This is a genomic window from Mesorhizobium sp. M0437, from assembly GCF_040321335.1.
Taxonomy (GTDB): domain Bacteria; phylum Pseudomonadota; class Alphaproteobacteria; order Rhizobiales; family Rhizobiaceae; genus Mesorhizobium.
This window is the reverse complement of record NZ_JAMYRK010000002.1, coordinates 51,343-73,371: the sequence shown is the minus strand read 5'-3', so window position 1 is coordinate 73,371 and position 22,029 is coordinate 51,343. Positions and strand designations below refer to the sequence as shown.

Below are 22,029 nucleotides of genomic sequence, written 5' to 3'. Positions count from 1 at the left end.
CTTTTTGCGACGGGAAATCGATTTGGACGTGGTTGGTCATCACGGGCGGCTTGCCGCTAATCGTCGCCAGCAATGACGCTGCCAGCCAAGAAGCGAAGGAGGTACTCCGCTGCCCTGCTCGCCTGAACGCGGCGCGGCGCGCGCGGGCGTTGCGACGCAATAGGCCCTGCCGGCCGTATCGATACTGAAACGATGGTCGGATCCCTTTAGGAGTGTGTCTGGCCGGACTGGAAGCAGAGGCCAGCCATAGACTTGTTGCGCAACCACTCCGATTGACAGGTCGAAGGCGCCTCTTCGCCGCAGCACCTCCGGCGGGCGGTTTTCGCAGCCGGTTTTTTGGAGAAGAGTTCTCCTGCAGGACCGTGTCCAGAACGGCGAGACAGGACGGAGTGCTCAACGAGGTCGGCGAACAGCTCAGACCTAAGAACTGCTGAGGACTTCTTATGAAAATCCCCGACCAATTCGACGAGACCACACCACTGCGCGTCGAAATCGCTGCGCGAATTGCCTTTCCCGACGGCTCGATGAGCGCAGCAGGCCTACGCAAGGAACGTGACGCCGGTCGACTTGAAACGGAGCTAATCGCCGGAAAGGAATACGTCAGCTTGATGGCAATCGCGAGGATGAGGGAACTATGCCGCGGACTTCGAAAGGGCCACGCCTGGTATGGCGTGACGAAAGCTGGAAAAAAGATGGAACGCGCCGAAACAAAGCTGGATGGTTTATCCGCGATGGAACCAGCTTCATCAGCGCTGGCGGCGGCGAAAAAGGCCGTCCAGGAACTGAAGCTGAAAAGGCGCTCGCCGCCTACATTGGAAGCAAATACCACCGAGCGCGGGGAGCCGAGGACGTCTTAATTGCCGATGTGGTCAACCTCTACCTTAAAGAGGTTGCACCGAAGCACGCGACACCAGAAGAGACGGCGGCTCGGCTGGATAAGGTCCTTGATTACTTCGGGGAAAAAACTCTCGCCGCCATCAATGGCAAACTCTGCCGCGAGTACATTGCGTCGCGCCCCACCGAAGCCGCGGCGCGCCGCCAACTCGAGGATCTTCGTGCCGCCATCAACTACTACCGCAAGGAGGGTTATACAACCGCCGCACCGGTCATCACCCTGCCAGACAAGGCCGCCGCCCGCGAACGCTGGTTGACCCGCAGTGAGGCGGCCGCACTGATCTGGGCAGCTTGGCGAATGAAGCAGACATGGAAGGGCCAAGCGAGTGGCCGGCGCACTGGGCGACATCTCGCGCGCTTCATCCTCGTCGCACTTTATACAGGAACGCGCTCGGCCGCAATCTGCGGTGCCGCCATGCGCCCAACGAAAGGGCGCGGTCATGTGGACCTAGACCGCGGTATCTTCTATCGCGGTGCCACCGGCGCAAGGAAGACCAAGAAGCGCCAACCCCCTGTACCGTTGCCCGAGCGGCTGCTGGCGCACCTCCGGCGCTGGGCGCGCACTGATCTTCACCTCGAGACCAAATCGCGCGGCAAAAGTGCGAACATCGGTCGCAAGATATCGCAGGATTTTGTCGTGGAATGGAATGGAAAGCCGGTGCAGTCGATAGACAAGAGCTTCAAGACGGCGCGCGAAATCGCCGGCCTAGGGCCCGACGTTACTCCGCACGTGTTCCGCCACACCGCGGCGACTTGGATGATGCAGGCCGGCACCGATCTGTGGCAGGCTGCGGGCTTTCTTGGCATTACAGTGGATGTCCTGATCGAAACTTACGGCCATCATCATCCTAATTTCTTGGCAGACGCCGCCGAGAAGATCACGAAGAAGCCGGTTTTCTCCAAGTCGCCGCAAACCGTTCCGAGTATAACTCAAATCACAAGACACGAACGCGGTGTGCTCATCCCACAGGTTTCCCACAGAAACGGCGAAAGGAAACGCGACCAGTCGTGAGCGAACGTGGCGAAGGAGCCCAGGAACAATAACGACTTGCTGGTAAATCCACATCGTTCGGGACGATGGGATCGCACGTTCAAAACTGCCATCCGCACCCCGCTCAAAGGTCTACTCCGGCTCCCCAGGGCGCGTGCTCGCAGCCGTGCCTTGGATCGGTTTGCCGGGTCCCGAAAGCGACATTGAATCTGGGAGGATTAGAGGCAAAGATCGTGATGCCTGGCTTGACGGAGGCTTGTCTTCGAGGCCAATGAATACGCGCCTGGCCAAATCTCAAAACAGCAGCAAACGGCGCACTAGCCGCAAGCCCGGCGCACCGCTTCTGAGTGAAACTGTCAATCGGCAAGACCTTGGCGATGCCAACCATGTCGTTGTCCATCATCATTGCCGGGATCGGTTGCTCCGGGCCGCAAGACCACCAAAAAATGGCATGGTCTCGTAGGCGGGACGTATCGGCGTTTCTGGCGCGGACCTCAACCAGGAGGTCGCAATCTTTACCATCACAAAAGCCCCATCTGAGTCGGTCAGTGGTCTATCTCTGGCCTGCTACCCCGCGACGATCAAGACTGTGCTTTCCGGCGACCAATGCAGCACGACATCCTGACCTTCCGCCAGCCTGCCAGCGCCGGTGTTCTGCACAATCACCTTGAGCGTCTGGCCAGCACGCTCGACAAAGTAGGTGCTGCTATTTCCGGCGAAGATGCGCTTCGATACCTGGCCTCGCAGCAGATTCGCGTTGGCCGCATCCGGAGCCTCGGCATCGGTGAAGATGCGGATGCGTTCGGGCCGCACGGCGCAGCTTGCCTTGGCCCCAGCGGCAAGCTTGGCACCCGCGCCGGCGGCAATCGCTGTGCCGTCCGGCAGTCGGATGCCGTTGCCCGTGCTGTCGCCGCGAAGGATGTTGGCGTCGCCCAGGAAAGTGGCGGCAAACTCGCTCTTCGGCCGATCGTAGATCTCCTCGGGCGAGCCTTCCTGCACCAGCTTGCCATCGCGCAGAATGCCGATGCGGTCGCTCATCGTCAGCGCTTCTTCCTGGTCGTGGGTGACGAAGATGGTGGTGATGCCGATCTCGCGCTGGATGCGCTTGAGCTCGATCTGCATGTCGACCCGCAGCGCCTTGTCCAACGCTCCGAGCGGCTCGTCGAGCAACAACACGCGCGGCCGGATGACGATCGCGCGAGCGAGCGCAACCCGTTGGCGCTGGCCGCCGGACAGCTGATGCGGCCGGCGGCCGCCGAGCCTGCCGAGTTGCACAAGGTCGAGTGCGCGCTGTACCTCGCTGGCAATCACCGCCTTGGGCTCGCCGCGCACCGACAGGCCAAAGGCGACATTGCCAGCAACGCTCATATTGGGAAACAGGGCGTAGTTCTGGAACACCATGCCGATGCGCCGCTTCTCCACCGGCACCCGCTCGACACTTTCGCCGCCTATGGAGATGCGGCCAGAGTCGGGAAAGTCGAAGCCGGCGATCTGGCGCAGCAGCGTGGTCTTGCCGCTGCCGGAGGGACCGAGCAGGGCGTAGAAGCCGCCGTCGGCGAAATCGATAGACACATCGTCCAGCGCCTTGTGGGCACCGAAAGCGCGCGACACGTTCGCTACTTGGACGCCAGCCATTATTTCTCTCCGCCGAATTTGAAGAAGCGCGCTGTCAGCAGCATCAGCGCCATCGACACGACAATGATGATCGTCGAGACCGCATTGATCTCGGGCGTGAAACCCTTGCGGATCGCGGCGTAGATTTCGACCGGCAGCGTCGTCTGGCCCGGCGTCGACAAGAAGTAGGATACGACGAACTGGTCGAAGGACACGGCGAAGGCGAACAGCCCCCCGGCAATGACGCCCGGCATGATCCAGGGCAGCGTGACGCGGTTCGTCAACTGCCATTGATTGGCGCCGAGCGAGCGCGCCGCCTCTTCCAGCTCGTGCGCGAAGGTCTGCAGTCGGGCCGACACGACGACAATGACGTAGGGAAGCGCAAGCGCGACATGGCCAAGCAGGATGGCGAACAGGCCGCGCCCAATGCCGACGCCGAAGAAGAAGATCAACATCGCTGTGCCGGTTATCAGCCACGGAATGGCGATTGGCGGAAACAGCAGCGCCTGGAGGAATTTCTTGCCGCGAAACTCATAGCGGTAGAGCGCAAGTGACGCCGCCGAGCCAAGCACGACGCAGATGATGGTAGTGATGACTGCGATTTCGACACTGTTCCAGGTGGCTGAGATAAGCTGGTCGTTCTGCCACAGCGAGACATACCATTCCGCCGTCCATTCGAACGGCAGCTGGTAGAAGGGCGAAACGTTGAAAGACATTAGCGCCATGATGATGATTGGCACATAGAGGAAGGCGAGCAATAGCCAGATGTAAAGGCGGCCGAGCCATTCGAGAACACGTGTCGTCGCCATCACGTAGCCCTCCGCAGCACCGGCGAGGCAACCGCCAGGATGACCAGCACGACGGCCAACAGGATAAAGGAGAGCGCAGCACCCAGCGGCCAGTTGAACACGGCGACGAACTGGTCCTCGATGACAGTGCCGTAAAAGGTGCCGGTACGGCCGCCGAGGATGCGCGGTTCCATGAACGAACCAACAACCGGGACGAAGACGAGCGCTGCGCCCGCCACCAGCCCCGGCATCGACAGCGGAATGATGACTCGATTCAGCACCTGCAGCCGCGAGGCGCCGAGCGAGCGCCCGGCTTCGATTAGCGAGTCATCGATGGCCTGCAGGGTCAGATAGCAGGTCAGCACCATGTAAGGCACGTAGGAGTGCACCAGCCCGATGATTACGGCCGGATAGGAATACATTAGGTCGATGTTGATCTTGAACGGCAGGACGGCGTTGAGCGCAGTGTCGAGAATGCCGCCTTCACGCAACACCATCGCCCAGGAGAAGATACGCACCAGCCCGTTCGACCAGAACGGCAGGATGACGAGCAGGAAAATCGCCTCTCGGGTGCGGCCTTTCAGCACCTTGGCCAGCACATAAGCGGCGGGATAACCGATGACGATGCACCACAGCGTCACCTCGAGGCCGAGGCGCAGCGAGGCCAAAAGCAATGTCAGATAAAGGCTTTGTGAAAAGAAGGCGGCATAGTTTTCGAGCGTGAACGCCCACGGCTTTCCCGACAGCGGCAGGTCGGTCATGAAGGAGAAGAAGACCATGGCTGAGAGCGGCAGGAAGATCGCAACCGTCAGCCAGAGATAGGCAGGCGCCAGCAGTGGCAAGGCCGATCTCAATCCGCTGCGCGACGCGGCCGCAACCTGTGCTGCCATGACATCCACCTCCCAGGATGGGGAAGCATCAGCCGACATGGATGGTCGGCTGATCCCGGCTTCTGCTGTTACTTCACGTCGACCTTGAGCTGCTGCCAGAGCGACAGATAGGTTTCGCGCTGGGCGTCTGTGATCGGCGCCTGGAACTGAATGCGCTTGGCGACTGCCGGGTCACCCATCACCTTGCGGTTGAACGCATCCCCGGGAAGTGCTTCTACAGCCTTGGTGTTGGCGGATACCGGGGCTCCGACCTTGGTGACCCATTCGACATAGAACTTCGGGTCGATCATGTAGTTGATGAAGGCCTCGGCGCCGGCGACATTCTTGGAACCGACCGGAATTGAGAAGGCGTCGAGCCAGGCGACAGCGCCCTCCTGCGGGATCACGAGCGAGACCGGCAGCTTGAAATGGGTCTTGGCGCGATCGGCCGAGCCGCTCCAATAGGTGCCGATGTCGATCTGGTTAGAGGCAGCCATCTGGTTCCAGTCGTTCTCCGAGCTCCAGAACGTCTTGATCTGCGGCATCAGCGAGGTGAGCTTTGCCTTGACCGCCTCGATATCCTTGATGTCGTTGATGTTCTGGCCGGTGGCAATGGCGCCGAACTGAACCGCCTCGACGGCATCATCACGGATGGTGACGCGGCCCTTGTGAGCGGGATCCCACATTTCGGCGATGCTCGTCGGCGGCTTATCGAAGGATTTTTCATTGATGGCGAGCGCCGTCAGCCCCCAGACCCACGGCACGCCATAGACCTTGCCGTCATGGACGAGCATCGGCGATCCGGCCTTGTCCTTGCTGATGTCGGGAAAGTTCGGCAGCTTGGACGTGTCGATCGGCTGGATCAGCTTTTCCGCCATCGCCTGGTCGTTGAAAGCGGCGTTGATCATGACCACATCGTAAAGGCCGGGATTGGTCCTGAGCTTGGTCAGCATCTCCTGTTCGGAATTGAAAAAATCGTTGACGACCTTGTGGCCGGTCGCCTTCTCGAAGGCTTCGATGGCCCACGGCTCGTCGGCGCCGTAGCCCTTCCAGTTGAGTACGTGCACCTCGTCGGCCTTGGCGGCAAATGCGAGTGCGGAGGTGAAGACGGCGGTCGCCGTCAGCAGGGCAGTCAAGTCGGGCATGCGCATGTTCGTTCCTCTCTGTGTTTGCCCGCTTCCCGGGCTTTGTCAGGCTGTCGGGCGTTTGGCCTCTTGCTTCCGGCCATGGAGGCCGATCGGCGGACCGCCGGCATGGCTTAGGAATGTCTGGATTTCGTGGTCGGTCGGCGCTGATGAACCACCGTGGCGGGTGACGGAAATGGCCGCCGCCGCATTGGCGTAGCGCGCTGCTTCAAAAGGCGGCGCGCCGCGCGCCAGCGCACTGACGAAAGCGCCGATATGGGTGTCGCCGGCGCCATTGGTGTCGATGGCGTCGACCTCGAAGCCGGCACTCGTTTGCGCCGAGCCATCGGCCAGCCGTATGTGGCAGCCTTTCGCTCCGGCGCGAATAACGACGCCGACGGCCTTCGGGGAGTGGTCGCTAAGAAGCCGTGACGCGAGTGCCTCGACGTCGCCCGGACCGGCAATCGCGGCCGCTTCCATCCTGTTGCAGCTCAACCAGGTGGTGCGGGCGAGTATCCGAGGCAGGATAGGGCGGGGAATGTCGACGACGACAGGTGTCGGGTCGAGGACAAGCGGTGTGTCGGCCGGAAGTGCCTCGATCCAGTCGACAAGCGCGTCTCGGCTTCCCGGATAGCTAAGCGTATAGCCGGAGGTGAACACCCAATCCCCCGGGGCGACCGAGACGGGCGCCATCATGTCAAGGCTGAGCAAGCTCTCCGCACCAGGCCACGAGACGAAGGTGCGCTCGGCATCGCTGCTGATCATGGCGACGCAATTGCCGCTGTCCATGACGGGCGATGGCGTCGTCAGCGTCTCGATCCCCTCATTGGCTAAGGCCGTGCGCAGGAAGTCGCCATTGGGTCCGCTGCCGAGCTGGCCGCCGAACACCACCTTCATGCCGGTGCGGCTGGCCGCGACCATCATGTTGAAGCCGCCGCCGGCGACTTGCGTGTAGCTCGACGCCGTCTTCTCCGTACCCGGCGCCGGCAAGGCGTCGATGCGGTAGACATAGTCGACCACCGCGCTGCCGACATGGACGAGACGCCCACTCATGCCGCCGCATCCTTGCCGGGACCCGTCCTGTCGGCACGGCGCTTGGATATACGGGCCGCAACAAGGTCGGCGGTGAGCGCGCCAACCGCCGCAATGTCGATGCCCTTGAGGTCTGCAATGCGGTTCTGAGGCAGTCGGGAAAAGCCGGTGCAGGCGCCGGCCATGCCGGTCGCGATGGCGCCGATCGTATCGGTGTCGCCACCGAGATTGGCGCTGATGACCGCCGCTTGCCAGGGATCACCGCTGGCGACTTCCAGCACGGCGAATGCAGCCGGAACGGACTCCTGACTGGCGACGCCGGTGCCGACCAGATCGGTGATCAGCCGGATCGCGTCCTTCGTCGCCTTGCCGCGCACAAGCTCCTGCGCCCACCCAATGCGCGCAGCAATGTCACCGCCGGTCACCCAATGGCCGAGCGTTGCTCCGCACCTCGCCGCGGCGATGGCGCTGTCGGAAGCGGCGCGCCAGTCGCCGCCTGCGACGCCGCGGCTGACGGCCGCCGCAACGGCGGCTGCGGCCGCAATGGCAACCGAGGTGTTGTGCGTGGCCCGGCAGGTCTCGGCAACTTTGGCGACCAGCGCGTCCAGCGGCTCTGGCGGCATCATGATGCCGACCGGCGCAATGCGCATGGCCGCACCATTTGTGTCGCCGCTGCGCCCCGCTTCCTCGGCCGGCACGCCATTGTTGATGGCGTCGATGGCGCGTTTGGTCGATGGTCCCAGCAGATCGTAGCTGCCGCGCGCTTTGACGTCGCGCTCCCAGTCGAGCAGCGCGTTGACCCACCGCGCATGATCGAAGCGGTTACCGGATTCAACCAGGATACGGCCAAGCAGAAGCGCCTGTTCGGTGTCGTCGGTGATCGTTCCAGCGGGAAGCCCCTTCGACACCGGATGGTCGGCGAAAGGAGCAATGAAGCCCTCTACATGGGCGTAGAGTTCGGCAATCCGGGCCGGCGACAAAAGCTGCGTCGGCATGCCCAGCGCATCCCCCAGTGCCCCGCCGACAAGCGCCCCCATGGCCCGATCAGTCATATTCCCGGTGTTGTCGTCCGGCATCACTCAGAACCTCATATGCAGCGCAAAATGCGCCGGGTTGAGCAGGCTGGTCACATATTCGATCGGCCGGTCATCGGCGGCGCGGGTCAACCGGCGACCGCGAAGAAACGGCGTGCCTTGCGGGCAACCGAGGATTGCAGAGTCCTCGGCGTTGAGCATTTCGATGCCGACCCATTCCTCGCCATGGTCGGGAATGAGGCCCGCGCCGCGCAGCGTCTGGTGCAGCGAGCCTTCGCGCAGGCCGCGCAACGGCACGTCCTCCAGTTCCGGCGACAATGGCAGGCGGCTGCGCTCGATGGAGATGGCGTGGCCGTCGCTGGCATTGGTGCGCACCCGGTCGACAGCGATGAAAAACGGGTTTTCTATACCAAGCAGTGCGGCAAGACCGGGGTCCTCGATCACCTCGAGCCGCAGCGTCCGCGTCTCGGCGTTGGCGCCGGCGTTGGCGAGCGCCCGCGACCAACCGATGGAGTCATCAACGGGCTTGCCATCGAAGGTGACGAAAGAGCCGATGCCGACTTTGGTCGTGATCAGCCCGCGGTTGGACAGTTCCTCGAGGCCTTTGCGGACGGTGTTGCGGCTGACGGAGAAACGCTGGACGAGCTTGTTCTCGCTTTGCAGCCGGTCGCCGAAGCCGAGAACACCGGAGCGGATTTCATGTTCGAGAACGGTGGCGATCTGTTCGGGCTTGCCCGTGCCGGGAGACAGTTGAACCGAGCGCCGCTTCATATGGGTACCTGTTCAGTGAGCCTGTATAATCCTGTTCATATCACGGCAGGCTTGTCAACGAGTGCCGGATGGAGCTGCCATCGGGCTTGATTAGGCGTCGCGACGAGCATAGTTGCCGGTTCCGTCGCCGTGGGACGTGGCGTCCAGCGCCAGCTCCGCATCATCGGCAACATAGCGGGCATTGCGGTAGTCGCGAATGAAGCTGATCCGACCTTCACACCACTCGAGCCACATAAAGTGGTTGGGTTTCGCGTCGGCTCGGTCTCGAACACCGCGATCACCTCCCGGCCCTCGTGCCAAGCCGGCTTGAGCCACACGCCCTCGCTCTTAACCTGGTGAAGAACCTGCTGACGTCTGCTGAGCCTGAGCGAAGCGGATGCAAGGACGGATGAAGCTTCACTGTTTTTCGAAGCCGATAATCCCTTGAATGACAGGGATGGCCTGCATCGCTTGAGCACATCGGCGGTGACGATGAAATGGCCGTAAGACGGACAATGTTCATTCATTGTCGGGGGCAGTTCGTGATCCCGAGTCCGATTCAACAGGACGGCCTAGGGAGCGTCAGCCTAGCGCCGCCGCAGCCGAGACGCGGGATCGACCGCTCCCGTCGAGGGGCGTCGTTTAGCAGGAGCTCGCGACCAAGGTGAATTCCAGGATCGCAGTCGGATGTGGGGAAAGGATGCCAACGCACTAGATACGGCGCACGACGGCCGCCTCGCCATCGTTGATCTCGCGGTCGCCGCCTGGCGAGGCCGTCAAACTACTCCTCTCGAGTGAGGTGAATTACGAGGCGAAATTACCAGCCCGGACCCGCGAGAGGCAGGCGTGTCTTTCGAGAGTTGGAAAATTTTACAAGTTTCGTCGGTCTGCTGCATTCTTCTTAAACATGGCCAAGACAAGCCGCTTGCCTTCGCGCACACTGTCTTCGAGCGGCTTCGCCTTCGCCAGATGCGCCGCAATCGCGCTAGCCAGCATGCAACCCGTCCCGCGGATTGATGCGACAAGACGAGGTGCGTCGAAGCGAATTGGTTCTTGATCGGAACGCAACAGAATATCGGTTGATCGAGGTCCTGATGCGTGGCCCCCTTTGATCAGCAGGCCCGGCACGCCGGCTGCCAGCAATTTCCGTCCCAGTCTCACCGCGTCGCTCTCGTCGGCTGGCGGTTCCGCACCAACAAGGAGCGCCAGCTCGAGGAGATTGGGGGTCACAAGGCAGCAAAGCGGCATCAGGTCGCGCCTCATGGCAGCGATGGCACCTGCTTCCAGAAGCCCCCGGCCGGAGCTCGAGGCCAGCACCGGATCGAGCACTGCCGGCACCTGCGGATTTTCGCGCAGCACGCCGGCAATGGCAACGACGATCTCGGCCGTTGCGAGCATGCCGATCTTAATTGCCGCCACCTTGTTGGCCTGCAGCGCGGCGCACATCTGATCGGCCACAAGATCGGGCTTCGAAGGATGGATTTCCATTACGGCTTCGTGCGTCTGCACCGTCAGCGCTGTGACAGCCAGGCAGGTGCGCATACCAATGGAAGAGATCGTCTCGATATCACGTGCAATTCCAGCCCCACCGCTGGAGTCTGATCCGCCAACCACGAGCACACGCGGTTCTCGCCTCAGCGCCATGGCTTTGTCTTTTCGATCCATTCTCGCGTGCGCGCTTCGGGATCGGCATTCAACGTGATGTCGGTGACCACCGCCGCGCTGTCCGCACCAGCCTCGAAGACACCGTCGAGCCGGTCGGGGTTGAGGCCGCCGATGGAGACCAATGGGATCGGCGCCACCCGATGCTTCCACTCGCTGATCCGCTCGAGCCCTTGCGGCGCCCATTTCATCTGCTTCAGGATGGTGGGATAGATGGGGCCGAGCGCGATATAGTCGGGCTCGGCAGCGATGGCCGTTTCCAGTTCGAGATGATCGTGCGTGCTGAGCCCGAGCTTCAATCCGGCGTACTTAATCGCCAGCAGGTCAGCCGCAGCCAAATCCTCTTGGCCGAGATGGACGAAGTCGCAGCCTTCCTCAATGGCGAGCCGCCAATAGTCGTTGACGATCAGTTGGCAACCATGGACCGCGCAGACGCCGTTCGCGCGGCGGATTTCCGTCCGCAGCGTGGCCTCGTCCCTATCCTTGATGCGCAACTGAACCAGCTTGACGCCAAGTGGCACCAGCCGTTCGATCCAGGCGGCGCTGTCGACGATCAGATAGAAGGGATCGAGCTTCATGAGAAAACCGCCCTGCCGAATGTTGGTGTCGATGGCACCGCGACGTCGCGGGGTTCGAGCATCCCCGAGCTGAAAGCTTCTCGACCGGCGTCGACCGCCTTGCCGAACGCACGCGCCATGCCGACCGGATCGGCCGCCTTGGCGACCGCTGTGTTCAGGAGCACGGCATCAAAGCCGAACTCCATGACTGTTGCCGCGTGCGATGGCCGTCCGAGACCAGCATCCACGATCAGCGGGACATCAGGGAAATGTCCGCGCATCGAGCGCAGCGCCGTGATGTTGACCGGCCCGAGGGCGGAACCGATCGGTGCGCACCAGGGCATCAAGACCTTGCAGCCCGCCGCAAGCAGCCGCTCGGCGACGACAAGGTCGTCGGTAGTATACGGGAACACCGCAAAACCGTCCTCGCACAGGATGCGGGCGGCTTCGAGCAGACCGAACACGTCCGGCTGCAGCGTGTCGTGATTGCCGATCACTTCGAGCTTGATCCAGGGCGTGCCGAAGACTTCGCGCGCCATTTGTGCGGTCGTGACCGCTTCCTTGACGGAGTGGCAGCCAGCAGTGTTGGGCAGGATTCTGACACCAAGCGACCGGATCAACGACCAGAATTTTTCGCCGGCCCTGCCGCCTCCCATCTCACGGCGCAACGAGACGGTCACCACCGAGGTGCCCGATGCCCTGACTGCATCGGCAAGGATGGCCGGCGAAGGATATTGAGCGGTGCCGAGAAGCAGGCGGGAGGGAAGCGTCGTCCCGAGAAGATCGAACATGCTAGCCTCCCTGCATCGGCGAGAGGATTTCGATCCGGTCGCCGTCGTTCAATTGGAATTCCGCCCGGCTGGCTTTGTGCACGAGGTCGTTGTTGACGGCGGTCGCGAGCCAATCGCCCTCATAGTCAAGCGCGGCAAGCAGCTCGGCCAGCGTGGTGGCGGCAACCTCATGCACTTTGCCGTTGACCATCAGTTTCATGAGCAAGCTCCACGGGTTTGTCGTGATTGAAGACAATTTCGCCCGCCAGGCGCGCCATGGCGGGGGCGAGAAGAAAGCCATGGCGATAGAGCCCGTTGATCGCGACGGTGTCTCCGCTCATTTCGACGCGCGGCAGATTGTCTGGAAAGGCTGGACGGACGCCGACGCCGGCTTCAACGATCCCGGCCCCGCCAAAGGCCGGATGGAGGGCATACGCAGCACCCAGAAGCTCCATCATCGAACGCGCCGTGACCGGTCTGGCGGACCGGCTTTCAATCATCGTCGCACCGATCATGAACTGGGCGTCGGCACGCGGTACCGCATAGAGCGGAAAGCGCGGATGCAGCAACCGGACCGGGCGCGACAGCGAGAAGTCTGGCGTGTTTAGGATCAGCATTTCGCCGCGAACGCCGCGAAGCCTGTCATCGACGGCGGCCATCCCCGGGCAGTCGATCTGACGATCGAAACCGGAAACATGCCGGGCGTCGGTGCCGAAGTGGAATTTGACACCCATGGCTGCGAGCTTGTCATGAAGTGCTGCCATCGCCTGGCGCGGGTCGAGATGAGCCTCATCTGGGAAGAGCAGTCCGCGCCGGAAGCGGCCGGCGAGGTCGGGTTCCAGGAGCGCAATTTCGTCTTCATCGACACGCCGATGGCCCGACGTGCGGCTGGCGAAGCGGTCGAGCTCGCCGGCATCACGCGGGGCGGCCACGACAAGTGTTCCGCCCCGTGTCACCTGACCCGGCAGCACCGCATCCCACCAGTCGGCAGCGTCACGTCCAAGGTCCAGCACCGGCTGCTCGGCGCTTTCACGCTCGCACCATGGCGCCAGCATGCCGCCGGCGAACCACGACGCATTGCCTCCAAGGCCATGCCGGATCTCGGCGACCGTGACCGTCGCGCCGCGGGCGGCGAGTTCGAAGGCGGCGGTGAGGCCGGCGACGCCGGCCCCCTTTATCAGCACCTTCATGATGGCTTACCTGGCTGAGGCGTGACCGGTGCGCCGATCTCGTCCGCTGGCACGTAGAGATCGCCGCCCTCGCGGTATTTCGCCGCCATCGCCGCCATGCCCTCTTTCTGTGCCTCGGCGCGGATGTCGTGAGAGATACGCATCGAGCAGAATTTCGGTCCGCACATCGAGCAGAAATGTGCCAGCTTGTGCGCCTCCTTGGGCAAGGTCTGGTCGTGGAAGGACCGTGCGGTTTCGGGGTCGAGCGACAGGTTGAACTGGTCCTCCCAGCGGAACTCGAAGCGCGCGCGGGAAAGGGCGTCATCCCTGACTTTCGCCGCCGGGTGGCCCTTCGCCAGGTCGGCCGCGTGCGCTGCGATCTTGTAGGTGATCACGCCGGTCTTGACGTCATCGCGGTCGGGAAGGCCGAGATGCTCCTTGGGCGTGACGTAGCAGAGCATGGCCGTTCCGAACCAGCCGATCATCGCCGCGCCGATGCCGGAAGTGATGTGGTCGTAGCCCGGCGCGATGTCGGTCGTCAGCGGTCCAAGCGTATAGAACGGCGCCTCGCCACAGACGGCGAGCTGCTTGTCCATGTTCGCCTTGATCTTGTGCATCGGCACGTGGCCGGGCCCCTCGATCATCACCTGGCAATCTTTCGCCCAGGCGATCTGCGTCAGCTCGCCGAGCGTTTCCAGCTCGGCGAATTGCGCCGCGTCGTTGGCGTCGGCGATCGAGCCGGGACGAAGGCCGTCGCCGAGCGAGAAGGAGACGTCATAAGCGCGGCAGATGTCGCAGATCTCCGCAAAGTGCTCGTAGAGGAAGCTTTCCCGGTGATGGTGCAGGCACCATTTTGCCATGATCGAGCCGCCGCGCGAGACGATACCCGTGACCCGGTCAACGGTCAGCGGGATGTAATGCAGCCGCACGCCGGCGTGGATGGTGAAATAGTCGACGCCCTGTTCGGCCTGTTCGATCAGCGTGTCGCGGTAAACCTCCCAGGTAAGATCCTCGGCAATGCCGCCGACTTTCTCGAGCGCCTGGTAGAGCGGCACCGTGCCGATCGGCACCGGCGAGTTGCGGACGATCCATTCGCGGATGTTGTGGATGTTGCGGCCGGTCGACAGATCCATCACCGTGTCGGCGCCCCAGCGGATCGCCCACACCATCTTTTCGACCTCTTCAGCCATCGACGATGTGACGGCGGAGTTACCGATATTGGCGTTGATCTTGACCAGGAAATTCCGGCCGATGATCATCGGCTCGCTCTCGGGATGGTTGATGTTGGCGGGAATGATCGCCCGTCCGCGCGCCACCTCGTTGCGCACGAATTCAGGCGTGACGAAGTCGGGGATCGCCGCGCCGAAGGCCTCGCCGTCGCGCTCAAGCTTGCCGTGCAGGATCTCGCGACCAAGGTTCTCGCGGATGGCGACGAACTCCATTTCGGGCGTGATGATGCCAGCGCGCGCATAGGCAAGCTGTGTCACCGCCTTGCCGGTCTGGGCCCGGAGTGGCCGGTTGCGGACTGGAAATTCCGGTGTTAGGCGCTCGCCCGCCGCAAACCCATTGTCTTCTGGCCGGACGTGGCGGCCGTCATAGGCTTCGACATCGCCGCGCGCGGTGACCCATTCATGGCGAAGCCGTGCAAGGCCGTTTTCGATGCTGGTTTCGACAGTCGGGTCGGTATAGGGGCCGGACGGATCGTAAGCGGTCACCGGCGGCTCGCCTGCCGTCGGATGGACGGAGATTTCGCGCATCGGCACCCTGATCTGCGGGTGGATGGCACCGGGCTTGTGGATTTTGCGTGAGGCAGGCAGCGGTCCCGTCGACACGGCGGGGGTGAGGGCATTCATCTTGAGGCTCCTTTGCTCGTGCATTGGAGACCCAGTTCTGTGCCGGAAGGATGAAAAGACGCTTCTGTCGACCTGCCGAAACAGGACCTCGGGCGTGAACTCCCGCAAAGCGCTTGCACCGTCCCTACGCCAGTATGAACTGGATCAGGTTCAACGGGTCACTGCGCCGCGAAAGCCAGCAGTATCTCAGCCCCTTGCCGGGACTCCCCTGGTGAATGCGTGAGGTTGGACGGGACGGCTCCGGTTTGTCAAGCGCGTTCTGGCCGCGGCTGATCGGCGGCCGGTCAGACCGTGCGGAAAAAATCGTGCATGTCTCGGTGACAAGTCAAGCGTCGGAGATGAAGGCAAGGACAAGGGAATCGCAAAGCGTCGGACTAAAAATCGATCCTGATGATCACACCTTCAATGGGCACCAAAGGTTTGCGCGTAGATCGCCTCGATTCTTCCTGCCTCGTCACTGGTCAGCGCGGCGAATTCCTTCTCGCGCGCGCGGTTCGATAGATGGCCATCATTCTGGTGAAGAAAACGGAAGAGCAGATCGGTCAACCGCTCGGGCATGTCGATAAAGGCGTCCACCTGCTGCCGGAACTGATCGTAGCGCTGCAGAAATGCGGTTTCCTCGGGAAGGTCCCGTTCGATCGTCCGCTGAACGCAAGCATAGAGGAATTCGGCGTGCGGGGTTGCATCGAAGAACCGGTAGAAATCACCGGTGTCATTCAGCACCCGGACGTTGAATTGCGGCGTCGGTTCCCATTCCACCAACGGCAGAAGGCGCTGCGAATAGCTCTCGAGCACGCCCCTGTACTCGTTGATCTGGTCCAGGATCGCGGCCGAGACGGGAAAGACCACTCCCGGCGGATTGAAGCCGCGCATGGCAAGGACGTGGTGGATTAGGTAGCGGTGAATGCGGCCGTTTCCGTCCTCGAACGGGTGAATATAGACAAAGCCGAAGGCGAGGATTGCGGCGGCTACGACTGCATCAAGCTTTTGCGCGGGGCCCTGATCGAACGCCGCCATTCCATCGATTAGCCGCGGCAGGTCCTCGGGCCGAGCGCTGATGTGATCGGGCAAGGGCGTACCGTTGTCTCGATCATGCTCACCGACGAAACCTCCTTCTTTTCGGAAGCCAAGTCTTACGAAACGAGCGTCACCAAGTACAATTCTTTGCAGACGCAGCAGCTCATCGCGATCGATCGGCCAGCGGCCGGCTTCGCCGATGGCGCGGCCCCAGCGCTGGATGCGATCTTGCGGCGGGTGCTCGCCCTCGATCGCATAGCTTGATCGCGAGTCTTTGAGCAAAAGAAAGGCGGCGGTCCGAGCAAGGAGGTCGCGCGGCACGTCCGCTACGATTGCCTCCGCGCGCCGCGGTAGTTCAAGGCCGATGAATTTTTCGAGAATCTTGGTGCGGAACACCAGAGGGCAGAACTCACGCGTGCCGGGGAGATTGTCCCTTACGCGATAGCGCGAAGCGGTCTTGTCGGGTCCGGGCCACTGCAGCTCGGGATCGACAACCGGAATGTATCGTCCGGCCTCCGCGTCCGGCAGATCGATACGCGCGTCCCTCAGCCATTCATATAAAAACCAGATGCGGCGGGCATAACTGCCGGTCGGGCTTTCACGGACCAGCGCCTCGATCGGCGCGGGACCGGTCACTTGGAACAGCCGCTTGAGGACGGCAAGGTCCAGTCCCTCGTACTTGAGCGCAAAGGTCAGGTGGCCTTCGAGGGTAGGATTTGGGGCATGGCGGGGGGTCATGATCCGCCAGCCATCCCGTTCGGTAATGCGATGATGCTCGCCAGTGGCGAACAACCTACGGGGCAAGGGCGCGGCGAGCCTGTAGGCTCCGATCAGGGCGCTGTACCCGGCCGGGGTCGCCGTTTCAGGAAGGCGGATTTCCTGAAAAACGGTAACAGGACCTGAAAATTGGTGCTGTTGCACCGCAGGCATGAAACGCGAATCCTTCCATTGAATTTTGGTTTAGTCGGCAAAACCTATGAAAAATGATCCTATCCCATGAAAATTGATGCCACAAGACAAATTTTCCGAAAACCGATTCTAAAACAGTGCTGAGGTCGATCAAGCAAGAACTCCGCCACCGGCTCAAGGAAGCGACTTCAGACCAAAAAGGTGAGTCCAGGAACCGCCATTCGCCCGTCTTAGTCACGAGGCCGGCACGGATGGCCCGCCTTACGTCGAGCCGGATTGCTCGAGCGCGCCGTTCGGGGCTCACTCATAGAGCGCTCTGGTGCGCGATCGATAGCCGCGATCACGCTTGCGACTGATCTTGGTGACGTGGCGGCGTCGGAGTAGAAAAGTGATGCAGGATCTCGGTGGCGTCGTGTGTGTGTGACCTGAAGTGAGTTCTCTGCGGTATGGGGGGCGGCACGCAGCGCGCGTCTTCTCGGCAAACAGATCGACGAAGCGGCACCGAAGGGAAGTTCCTGGCATTCATTCTCGCCATCGCTGCCCCAATTTGCCGATCGGACTGCCGATCGATCTCGCCCAATACTTTGCGCGCGCAAGGGCCGAAGCTGAACTGGGCGGCACCTGCTCATTCGGGAGCTGACTCATGCTTGGCGCGCTAGCCCGAGAGAGCTGTGCCTGATCGAATGCGTGAAAACGTAGCTCGGAGTGGAGAGGCTGACGCGGTCATCTGTCACCCGCCTTCGGGCTGTAACGGAAAGCGAGACATCTCTCCAATGCTCGTTCCCCACGTCGAGGGGCCCAGCGGCTTGGCTACGGGGGGGACTGTCAGCTAGTGGCCGCTGGGCCTTGACGACCAGCGACCGTAAGAGGAGGCCCTGTGCTGGCTGACGAAAACTTGCGAGCAAAGCCACGGAAAAGCATCATTCGAACGAACTCTTTCGTCGAGACGAGGAGGGCAGTGAGGCGGTAGCCGCCGCTTTGAAGTTCTCCGGCAGCTGCTACGCTGGTCATTCCGAGGGTCGCAGTTGCGCTTGCGCCGTCATATCAGATAAGTCTAATAAAATAGGCGCCTGGCCATCGAACGCGCCGCGGCGCCCTTGGGTCGGCGCTATTCATCGGGTGGGCATGTCGGGCACGCAAGGGAGGACGAAATGAGACTGGTTCAGTCATTTGCATTTGCTGCTGTGCTGCTTGTTTCGTCTGCATTGTCTGCGGCCGCCCACTCGGCTCGTGAGGACATCGAAGCGGCGTTGGTAAAATTCATGGACGCCTTCAACAGCGGAAACGCAGCAGCGGTAGGTCAAATGTATACCGACGATGCCGCCCTGCTGCCACCCGACGGCAAACGCGTCGATGACCGCAAGGGCGTGGAAGAATTCTGGCAGGGCGCAATCAAGGCCGGGATGAAGAATCTCACCCTGAAGGCGCTGGAAGTGGAAGAGAGCGGGAATCTCGCCTACGAAGTTGGCGCATTTACGCTCGGTGTGCCGAGCAAAGGCGGTGCCCCTTCCACCGTTGCGGGCAAGTACATTGTCGTTTGGAAAAAAGGGGACGACGGGACGTGGCGCCTGCATCGGGACATCTGGAACTTTGGTGCGGCCCAATAGATTCCGCGACCCGTGAGGCCGGCGCGGCTTGCAACAGTTCCAACGAAAGTCCATGGCAATAGTTGATGTGACTGAATTGATTAACAAAATTGAACAGACTTGATGGGTCTGCTCATCGAGTCGGCTCTGGATCTATCGCGCTACCGATCAGGGAGGCGGTAAGATTCGAGCTCAGCAGAACGTCAATTCCGGCTGACCACCACTTGCCGGGACTAGAGCGTTCTCCGGCTCGGCGCGCCGCCGAGGGCTCTTGTTCATTTGGTCGTGGGCAATCCGCGGTTCTCCAAGAACCCGTCCATCTCGTCAAATGCATCTGAGCCGAGACAACTAATTATCATTGGGCAAAGTAGCGGCTCAACGGCTCCAGAAGAAAGCAGCCCCCCGATGCTCGTTCAACATTCGAGCCCGCATCGGGCAAGTCTTTCCACGTCCGGGTACGCCATGCTGCTTCGACCGCCCCTTTCTTCTTGCGGATTTAGGAATTCGAGCTTTTCGGTTGTTCCGATCATCCATTTGGGAAACGACCGATGCCGGCAAGCAAGGTTTTATGGGGCCAGATACTCACCGCCTTTCTGATCGTCGTCGCGACGACATGGGGAGCAACACAGTGGACGGCAGGGCGGCTCGGCTTTCAAAGCCAACTCGGTCCGCCGTGGTTCGAATTGGCTGGACAGCCCGTTTATCCGCCGCCAGCCTTTTTCTGGTGGTGGTTTTTCTACGACGCCTACGCGCCGAAGGTCTTCCTGGAGGGCGCGGCGATTGCGGCGAGCGGAAGCCTCATGGCTATCGTCGCAGCGATCGGGATGTCGCTGTGGCGGGGGCGCGAGGCAAAGGACACCACGACTTACGGCTCGGCGCGCTGGGCGACGCGAGACGAAATCAAGGCCGCTGGGATGATCGGTCAGGATGGGGTGATCCTGGGTATGTTGGGCCGACACTATCTGCGCCACGACGGTCCGGAACACGTGCTATGTTTCGCACCGACCCGAAGCGGCAAAGGCGTCGGCCTGGTGGTGCCGTCACTACTGACCTGGCCGGGTTCGGCAATCGTCCACGACATCAAAGGCGAAAACTGGGAACTGACGGCCGGATGGCGGGCCCGTTTCGGCCAGGTGCTTCTGTTCGACCCGACCAATGCTGGATCAGCAGCCTACAATCCTCTGCTGGAGGTGCGACGGGGCGAGTGGGAAGTTCGAGATGTGCAGAACGTGGCGGATGTCCTGGTCGACCCAGAAGGCACATTGGAACGCCGCAACCACTGGGAGAAGACCAGCCATGCGTTGCTGGTCGGCGCAATACTGCACGTGCTCTATGCGGAGAAAGACAAGACCCTCGCAAGCGTGGCGAACTTCCTTTCCGATCCAGAGCGGCCAATCGAGGCAACGCTGCGCGCCATGATGCTGACGCGGCATTTGGGTGATGCAGGCCCGCATCCCGTCGTTGCGTCGGCTGCTCGGGAACTGCTTAACAAGTCCGAGAACGAGCGTTCCGGCGTGCTCTCGACGGCCATGAGTTTTCTGGGCCTCTACCGCGATCCAGTTGTGGCCAAGGTGACGTCATGCTGTGACTGGCGGATCGCAGACCTTGTCGAGGAGGCACGGCCGACGACGCTTTATCTGGTCGTGCCGCCATCGGACATCAGTCGCACAAAGCCGCTGATCCGACTCGTGCTTAACCAGATCGGCCGCAGGCTCGCCGAAGATCTTCACGCGAAGGATCACCGGCAGCGTCTTTTGATGCTGCTGGACGAGTTTCCCGCGCTTGGCAGGCTCGATTTCTTCGAAAGCGCGCTGGCCTTCATGGCCGGGTATGGCATCAAGTCGTTCCTGATTGCACAATCGCTCAATCAGATCGAGAAGGCCTACGGACCGAACAATTCCATCCTCGACAATTGTCATGTGCGGGTGAGCTTCGCCACGAATGACGAGAGGACGGCCTGCCGCTCGCCGGCCACAAGGACAACCACGCCGGCCTGATGACCAGGGATCAGATGGCGGTCCTTCGTGCCTCGATGTCGGTCGGCGACGGGCGGGAGTGGGACGCCTTCGAGGGATTGGCCGTTGGAGATCTGGAGCTGCAACGATTCCTCGACGCCGTTCCGTTCACGGCAAAGGGCCAGCGGCGCCGGCACGCCCAGCGCATCGTGGTCCCTGGTCGTCTCGTCGCGGAAGCCAAAGGCAGCGTCTCCACGCAGGTCGGCTTCGGCAGAATTCTGGACGAGATTGCGCGCGCTGGCGGGCCGCTCGCCGACGCGATCGTGACGGCATCGCCCGATGTCACGGTTTCGACCAATCTCGGCCCCTGGGTCAACCGGCGCGGCCTGTTCGCCCGTCAGTCACTCACCGACACTTTCCGCAGCGAACGCATCGCCTCGGCGCAGAAATGGGAATTCGGCCCCTCCGGCCAGCACATCGAACTGGGCATCGCCGAGAACAATCTGTTCATCCTGCTGTCGGCACTTGGGCTGTCGCATTCGGTTTTCGGCAAACGGCTGCTGCCGATCGGCACGCTCTACGATCCGTTCATCCAGCGCGGTCTCGATGCGCTCAATTACGCCTGCTATCAGGATGCGCGCTTCCTGCTGGTCGCGACGCCATCCGGGGTCACATTGGCGCCGGAAGGCGGGGCGCATCAGTCGATCGCCACACCGTTGATCGGCATAGCGCAAGACGGGCTTGCGGCTTACGAGCCGGCCTTCGTCGACGAGTTGGGCGTCATCATGCGCTTTGCGCTGGATTATATGCAGCGCGACGGCGACGCCGTGCAGTCGGAGCGCACCTGGCTGCGCGACGAGACCGGCGGCTCGGTCTATCTGCGGCTCTCGACGCGCCCGGTCGAGCAGATCACGCGTAGCGTGACGCCCGTACTCGAGCAGGACATCATCGACGGGGGCTATTGGCTGCGGCGTCCGGGTCCGAATGCCGAAGTGATCGTCGCATACACTGGCGCCGTCGCGCCGGAGGCCATCGAGGCTATCGGCATGATGGCAGAGGACCGTCGCGATGTCGGTCTCCTGGCGGTGACCTCGGCCGATCGCTTGAACGCAGGCTGGACAGCGGCAAGTCGCGCGCGCGAACGCGGCCTCGTCCACGCCAGGAGTCATATCGAAAGGCTGTTTGCCGATCTGCCTGCGCATTGCGCGATCGTCTCCGTCACCGACGGTCATCCGGCGGTACTCGGCTGGCTGGGCTCGGTGTACGGCCACCGTACGCGCAGTCTCGGCGTCGAGCACTTTGGCCAGTCAGGGACGATCGGCGACCTTTACCGCCATTTCGGCATCGACGCCAATTCCATAGCGACAGCGGCCGAGCGGATTGCCGGTGGCCGCCCCATCCGGTATCTGCGCGCGCTGGATTGATGCTGGCGACATTCTGTGGCCGAGGCCTGAT

The 22,029-nt window shown here is 62.1% G+C and carries 17 protein-coding genes, 2 pseudogenes and 1 riboswitch; of the genes and pseudogenes, 5 read left to right on the top strand and 14 right to left on the bottom strand.

The genetic code is table 11. The annotated features are described in order from the left end of the window. The first annotated feature begins 443 nt into the window (after window positions 1-443). Complete coding sequence (locus NKI72_RS01645) at window positions 444-857, top strand: excisionase (RefSeq protein WP_352470541.1); 414 nt, start codon at window positions 444-446, stop codon at window positions 855-857. Between the two features lie 8 nt (window positions 858-865). After that, the gene (locus NKI72_RS01640; RefSeq protein ID WP_352612556.1) at window positions 866-1,906 is read left to right on the top strand and encodes a site-specific integrase; all 1,041 of its coding nucleotides are present in this window, start codon (window positions 866-868) and stop codon (window positions 1,904-1,906) included. Between the two features lie 546 nt (window positions 1,907-2,452). Here NKI72_RS01640 and NKI72_RS01635 read toward each other — a convergent pair. The 14 genes from NKI72_RS01635 to NKI72_RS01570 form a co-directional block, all read right to left on the bottom strand. Further along, on the bottom strand, window positions 2,453-3,520 hold the full coding sequence (locus tag NKI72_RS01635; protein WP_352502585.1) for an ABC transporter ATP-binding protein: 1,068 nt from the start codon (window positions 3,518-3,520) through the stop codon (window positions 2,453-2,455). Beyond that, a complete protein-coding gene (locus NKI72_RS01630; RefSeq protein WP_352470538.1) occupies window positions 3,520-4,308 on the bottom strand; it encodes an ABC transporter permease in 789 nt (262 codons plus the stop codon). The genes NKI72_RS01635 and NKI72_RS01630 overlap by 1 nt, the downstream gene beginning before the upstream one ends. After that, window positions 4,308-5,177 (bottom strand): ABC transporter permease, encoded by an 870-nt coding sequence (locus tag NKI72_RS01625; RefSeq protein WP_352470537.1) that lies wholly within the window; start codon window positions 5,175-5,177, stop codon window positions 4,308-4,310. The genes NKI72_RS01630 and NKI72_RS01625 overlap by 1 nt, the downstream gene beginning before the upstream one ends. Before the next feature lie 68 nt (window positions 5,178-5,245). Beyond that, window positions 5,246-6,307 (bottom strand): ABC transporter substrate-binding protein, encoded by a 1,062-nt coding sequence (locus NKI72_RS01620; RefSeq protein ID WP_352470536.1) that lies wholly within the window; start codon window positions 6,305-6,307, stop codon window positions 5,246-5,248. A gap of 39 nt (window positions 6,308-6,346) precedes the next feature. Beyond that, entirely contained in the window at window positions 6,347-7,333 is a 987-nt protein-coding gene (locus NKI72_RS01615) for a PfkB family carbohydrate kinase (RefSeq protein WP_352502586.1), read from the bottom strand. After that, on the bottom strand, window positions 7,330-8,364 hold the full coding sequence (locus NKI72_RS01610; protein ID WP_352849831.1) for an ADP-ribosylglycohydrolase family protein: 1,035 nt from the start codon (window positions 8,362-8,364) through the stop codon (window positions 7,330-7,332). Before NKI72_RS01610 ends, NKI72_RS01615 begins: the two co-directional genes overlap by 4 nt. Window positions 8,365-8,391: 27 nt before the next feature. Beyond that, the gene (locus NKI72_RS01605) at window positions 8,392-9,117 is read right to left on the bottom strand and encodes a GntR family transcriptional regulator (protein WP_023679209.1); all 726 of its coding nucleotides are present in this window, start codon (window positions 9,115-9,117) and stop codon (window positions 8,392-8,394) included. Window positions 9,118-9,966: 849 nt separating this feature from the next. Beyond that, a complete protein-coding gene (locus NKI72_RS01600) occupies window positions 9,967-10,740 on the bottom strand; it encodes a hydroxymethylpyrimidine/phosphomethylpyrimidine kinase (RefSeq protein ID WP_352502600.1) in 774 nt (257 codons plus the stop codon). Continuing rightward, on the bottom strand, window positions 10,731-11,336 hold the full coding sequence (locus tag NKI72_RS01595) for a thiamine phosphate synthase (RefSeq protein ID WP_352470532.1): 606 nt from the start codon (window positions 11,334-11,336) through the stop codon (window positions 10,731-10,733). Before NKI72_RS01595 ends, NKI72_RS01600 begins: the two co-directional genes overlap by 10 nt. Next, window positions 11,333-12,106 (bottom strand): thiazole synthase, encoded by a 774-nt coding sequence (locus NKI72_RS01590; RefSeq protein ID WP_352502588.1) that lies wholly within the window; start codon window positions 12,104-12,106, stop codon window positions 11,333-11,335. The genes NKI72_RS01595 and NKI72_RS01590 overlap by 4 nt, the downstream gene beginning before the upstream one ends. Window position 12,107: 1 nt before the next feature. Continuing rightward, the gene (thiS, locus tag NKI72_RS01585) at window positions 12,108-12,305 is read right to left on the bottom strand and encodes a sulfur carrier protein ThiS (RefSeq protein WP_023679205.1); all 198 of its coding nucleotides are present in this window, start codon (window positions 12,303-12,305) and stop codon (window positions 12,108-12,110) included. Beyond that, window positions 12,274-13,275, bottom strand: a complete 1,002-nt coding sequence (gene thiO, locus NKI72_RS01580; protein WP_352849830.1) for a glycine oxidase ThiO — start codon at window positions 13,273-13,275, stop codon at window positions 12,274-12,276. The genes thiS and thiO overlap by 32 nt, the downstream gene beginning before the upstream one ends. Then, the gene (gene thiC, locus NKI72_RS01575) at window positions 13,272-15,107 is read right to left on the bottom strand and encodes a phosphomethylpyrimidine synthase ThiC (protein ID WP_352612565.1); all 1,836 of its coding nucleotides are present in this window, start codon (window positions 15,105-15,107) and stop codon (window positions 13,272-13,274) included. Before thiC ends, thiO begins: the two co-directional genes overlap by 4 nt. A 103-nt stretch (window positions 15,108-15,210) precedes the next feature. After that, window positions 15,211-15,327, bottom strand: a riboswitch (TPP riboswitch). A 182-nt stretch (window positions 15,328-15,509) separates the two neighbouring features. Then, the gene (locus NKI72_RS01570; protein ID WP_352470527.1) at window positions 15,510-17,054 is read right to left on the bottom strand and encodes a Fic family protein; all 1,545 of its coding nucleotides are present in this window, start codon (window positions 17,052-17,054) and stop codon (window positions 15,510-15,512) included. A gap of 1,130 nt (window positions 17,055-18,184) precedes the next feature. On the opposite strand from NKI72_RS01570, the gene NKI72_RS01565 reads away from it, so the two are divergent. The 3 genes and pseudogenes from NKI72_RS01565 to NKI72_RS01555 all read left to right on the top strand — a co-directional run. After that, entirely contained in the window at window positions 18,185-18,640 is a 456-nt protein-coding gene (locus tag NKI72_RS01565; RefSeq protein WP_352502912.1) for a YybH family protein, read from the top strand. A gap of 527 nt (window positions 18,641-19,167) precedes the next feature. After that, window positions 19,168-20,607: pseudogene (traG, locus tag NKI72_RS01560) on the top strand (IncP-type conjugal transfer protein TraG); the annotation flags it as partial. After that, window positions 20,574-21,998: pseudogene (locus NKI72_RS01555) on the top strand (transketolase-like TK C-terminal-containing protein); the annotation flags it as partial. The pseudogenes traG and NKI72_RS01555, both read left to right, overlap by 34 nt. Window positions 21,999-22,029 lie beyond the last annotated feature (31 nt).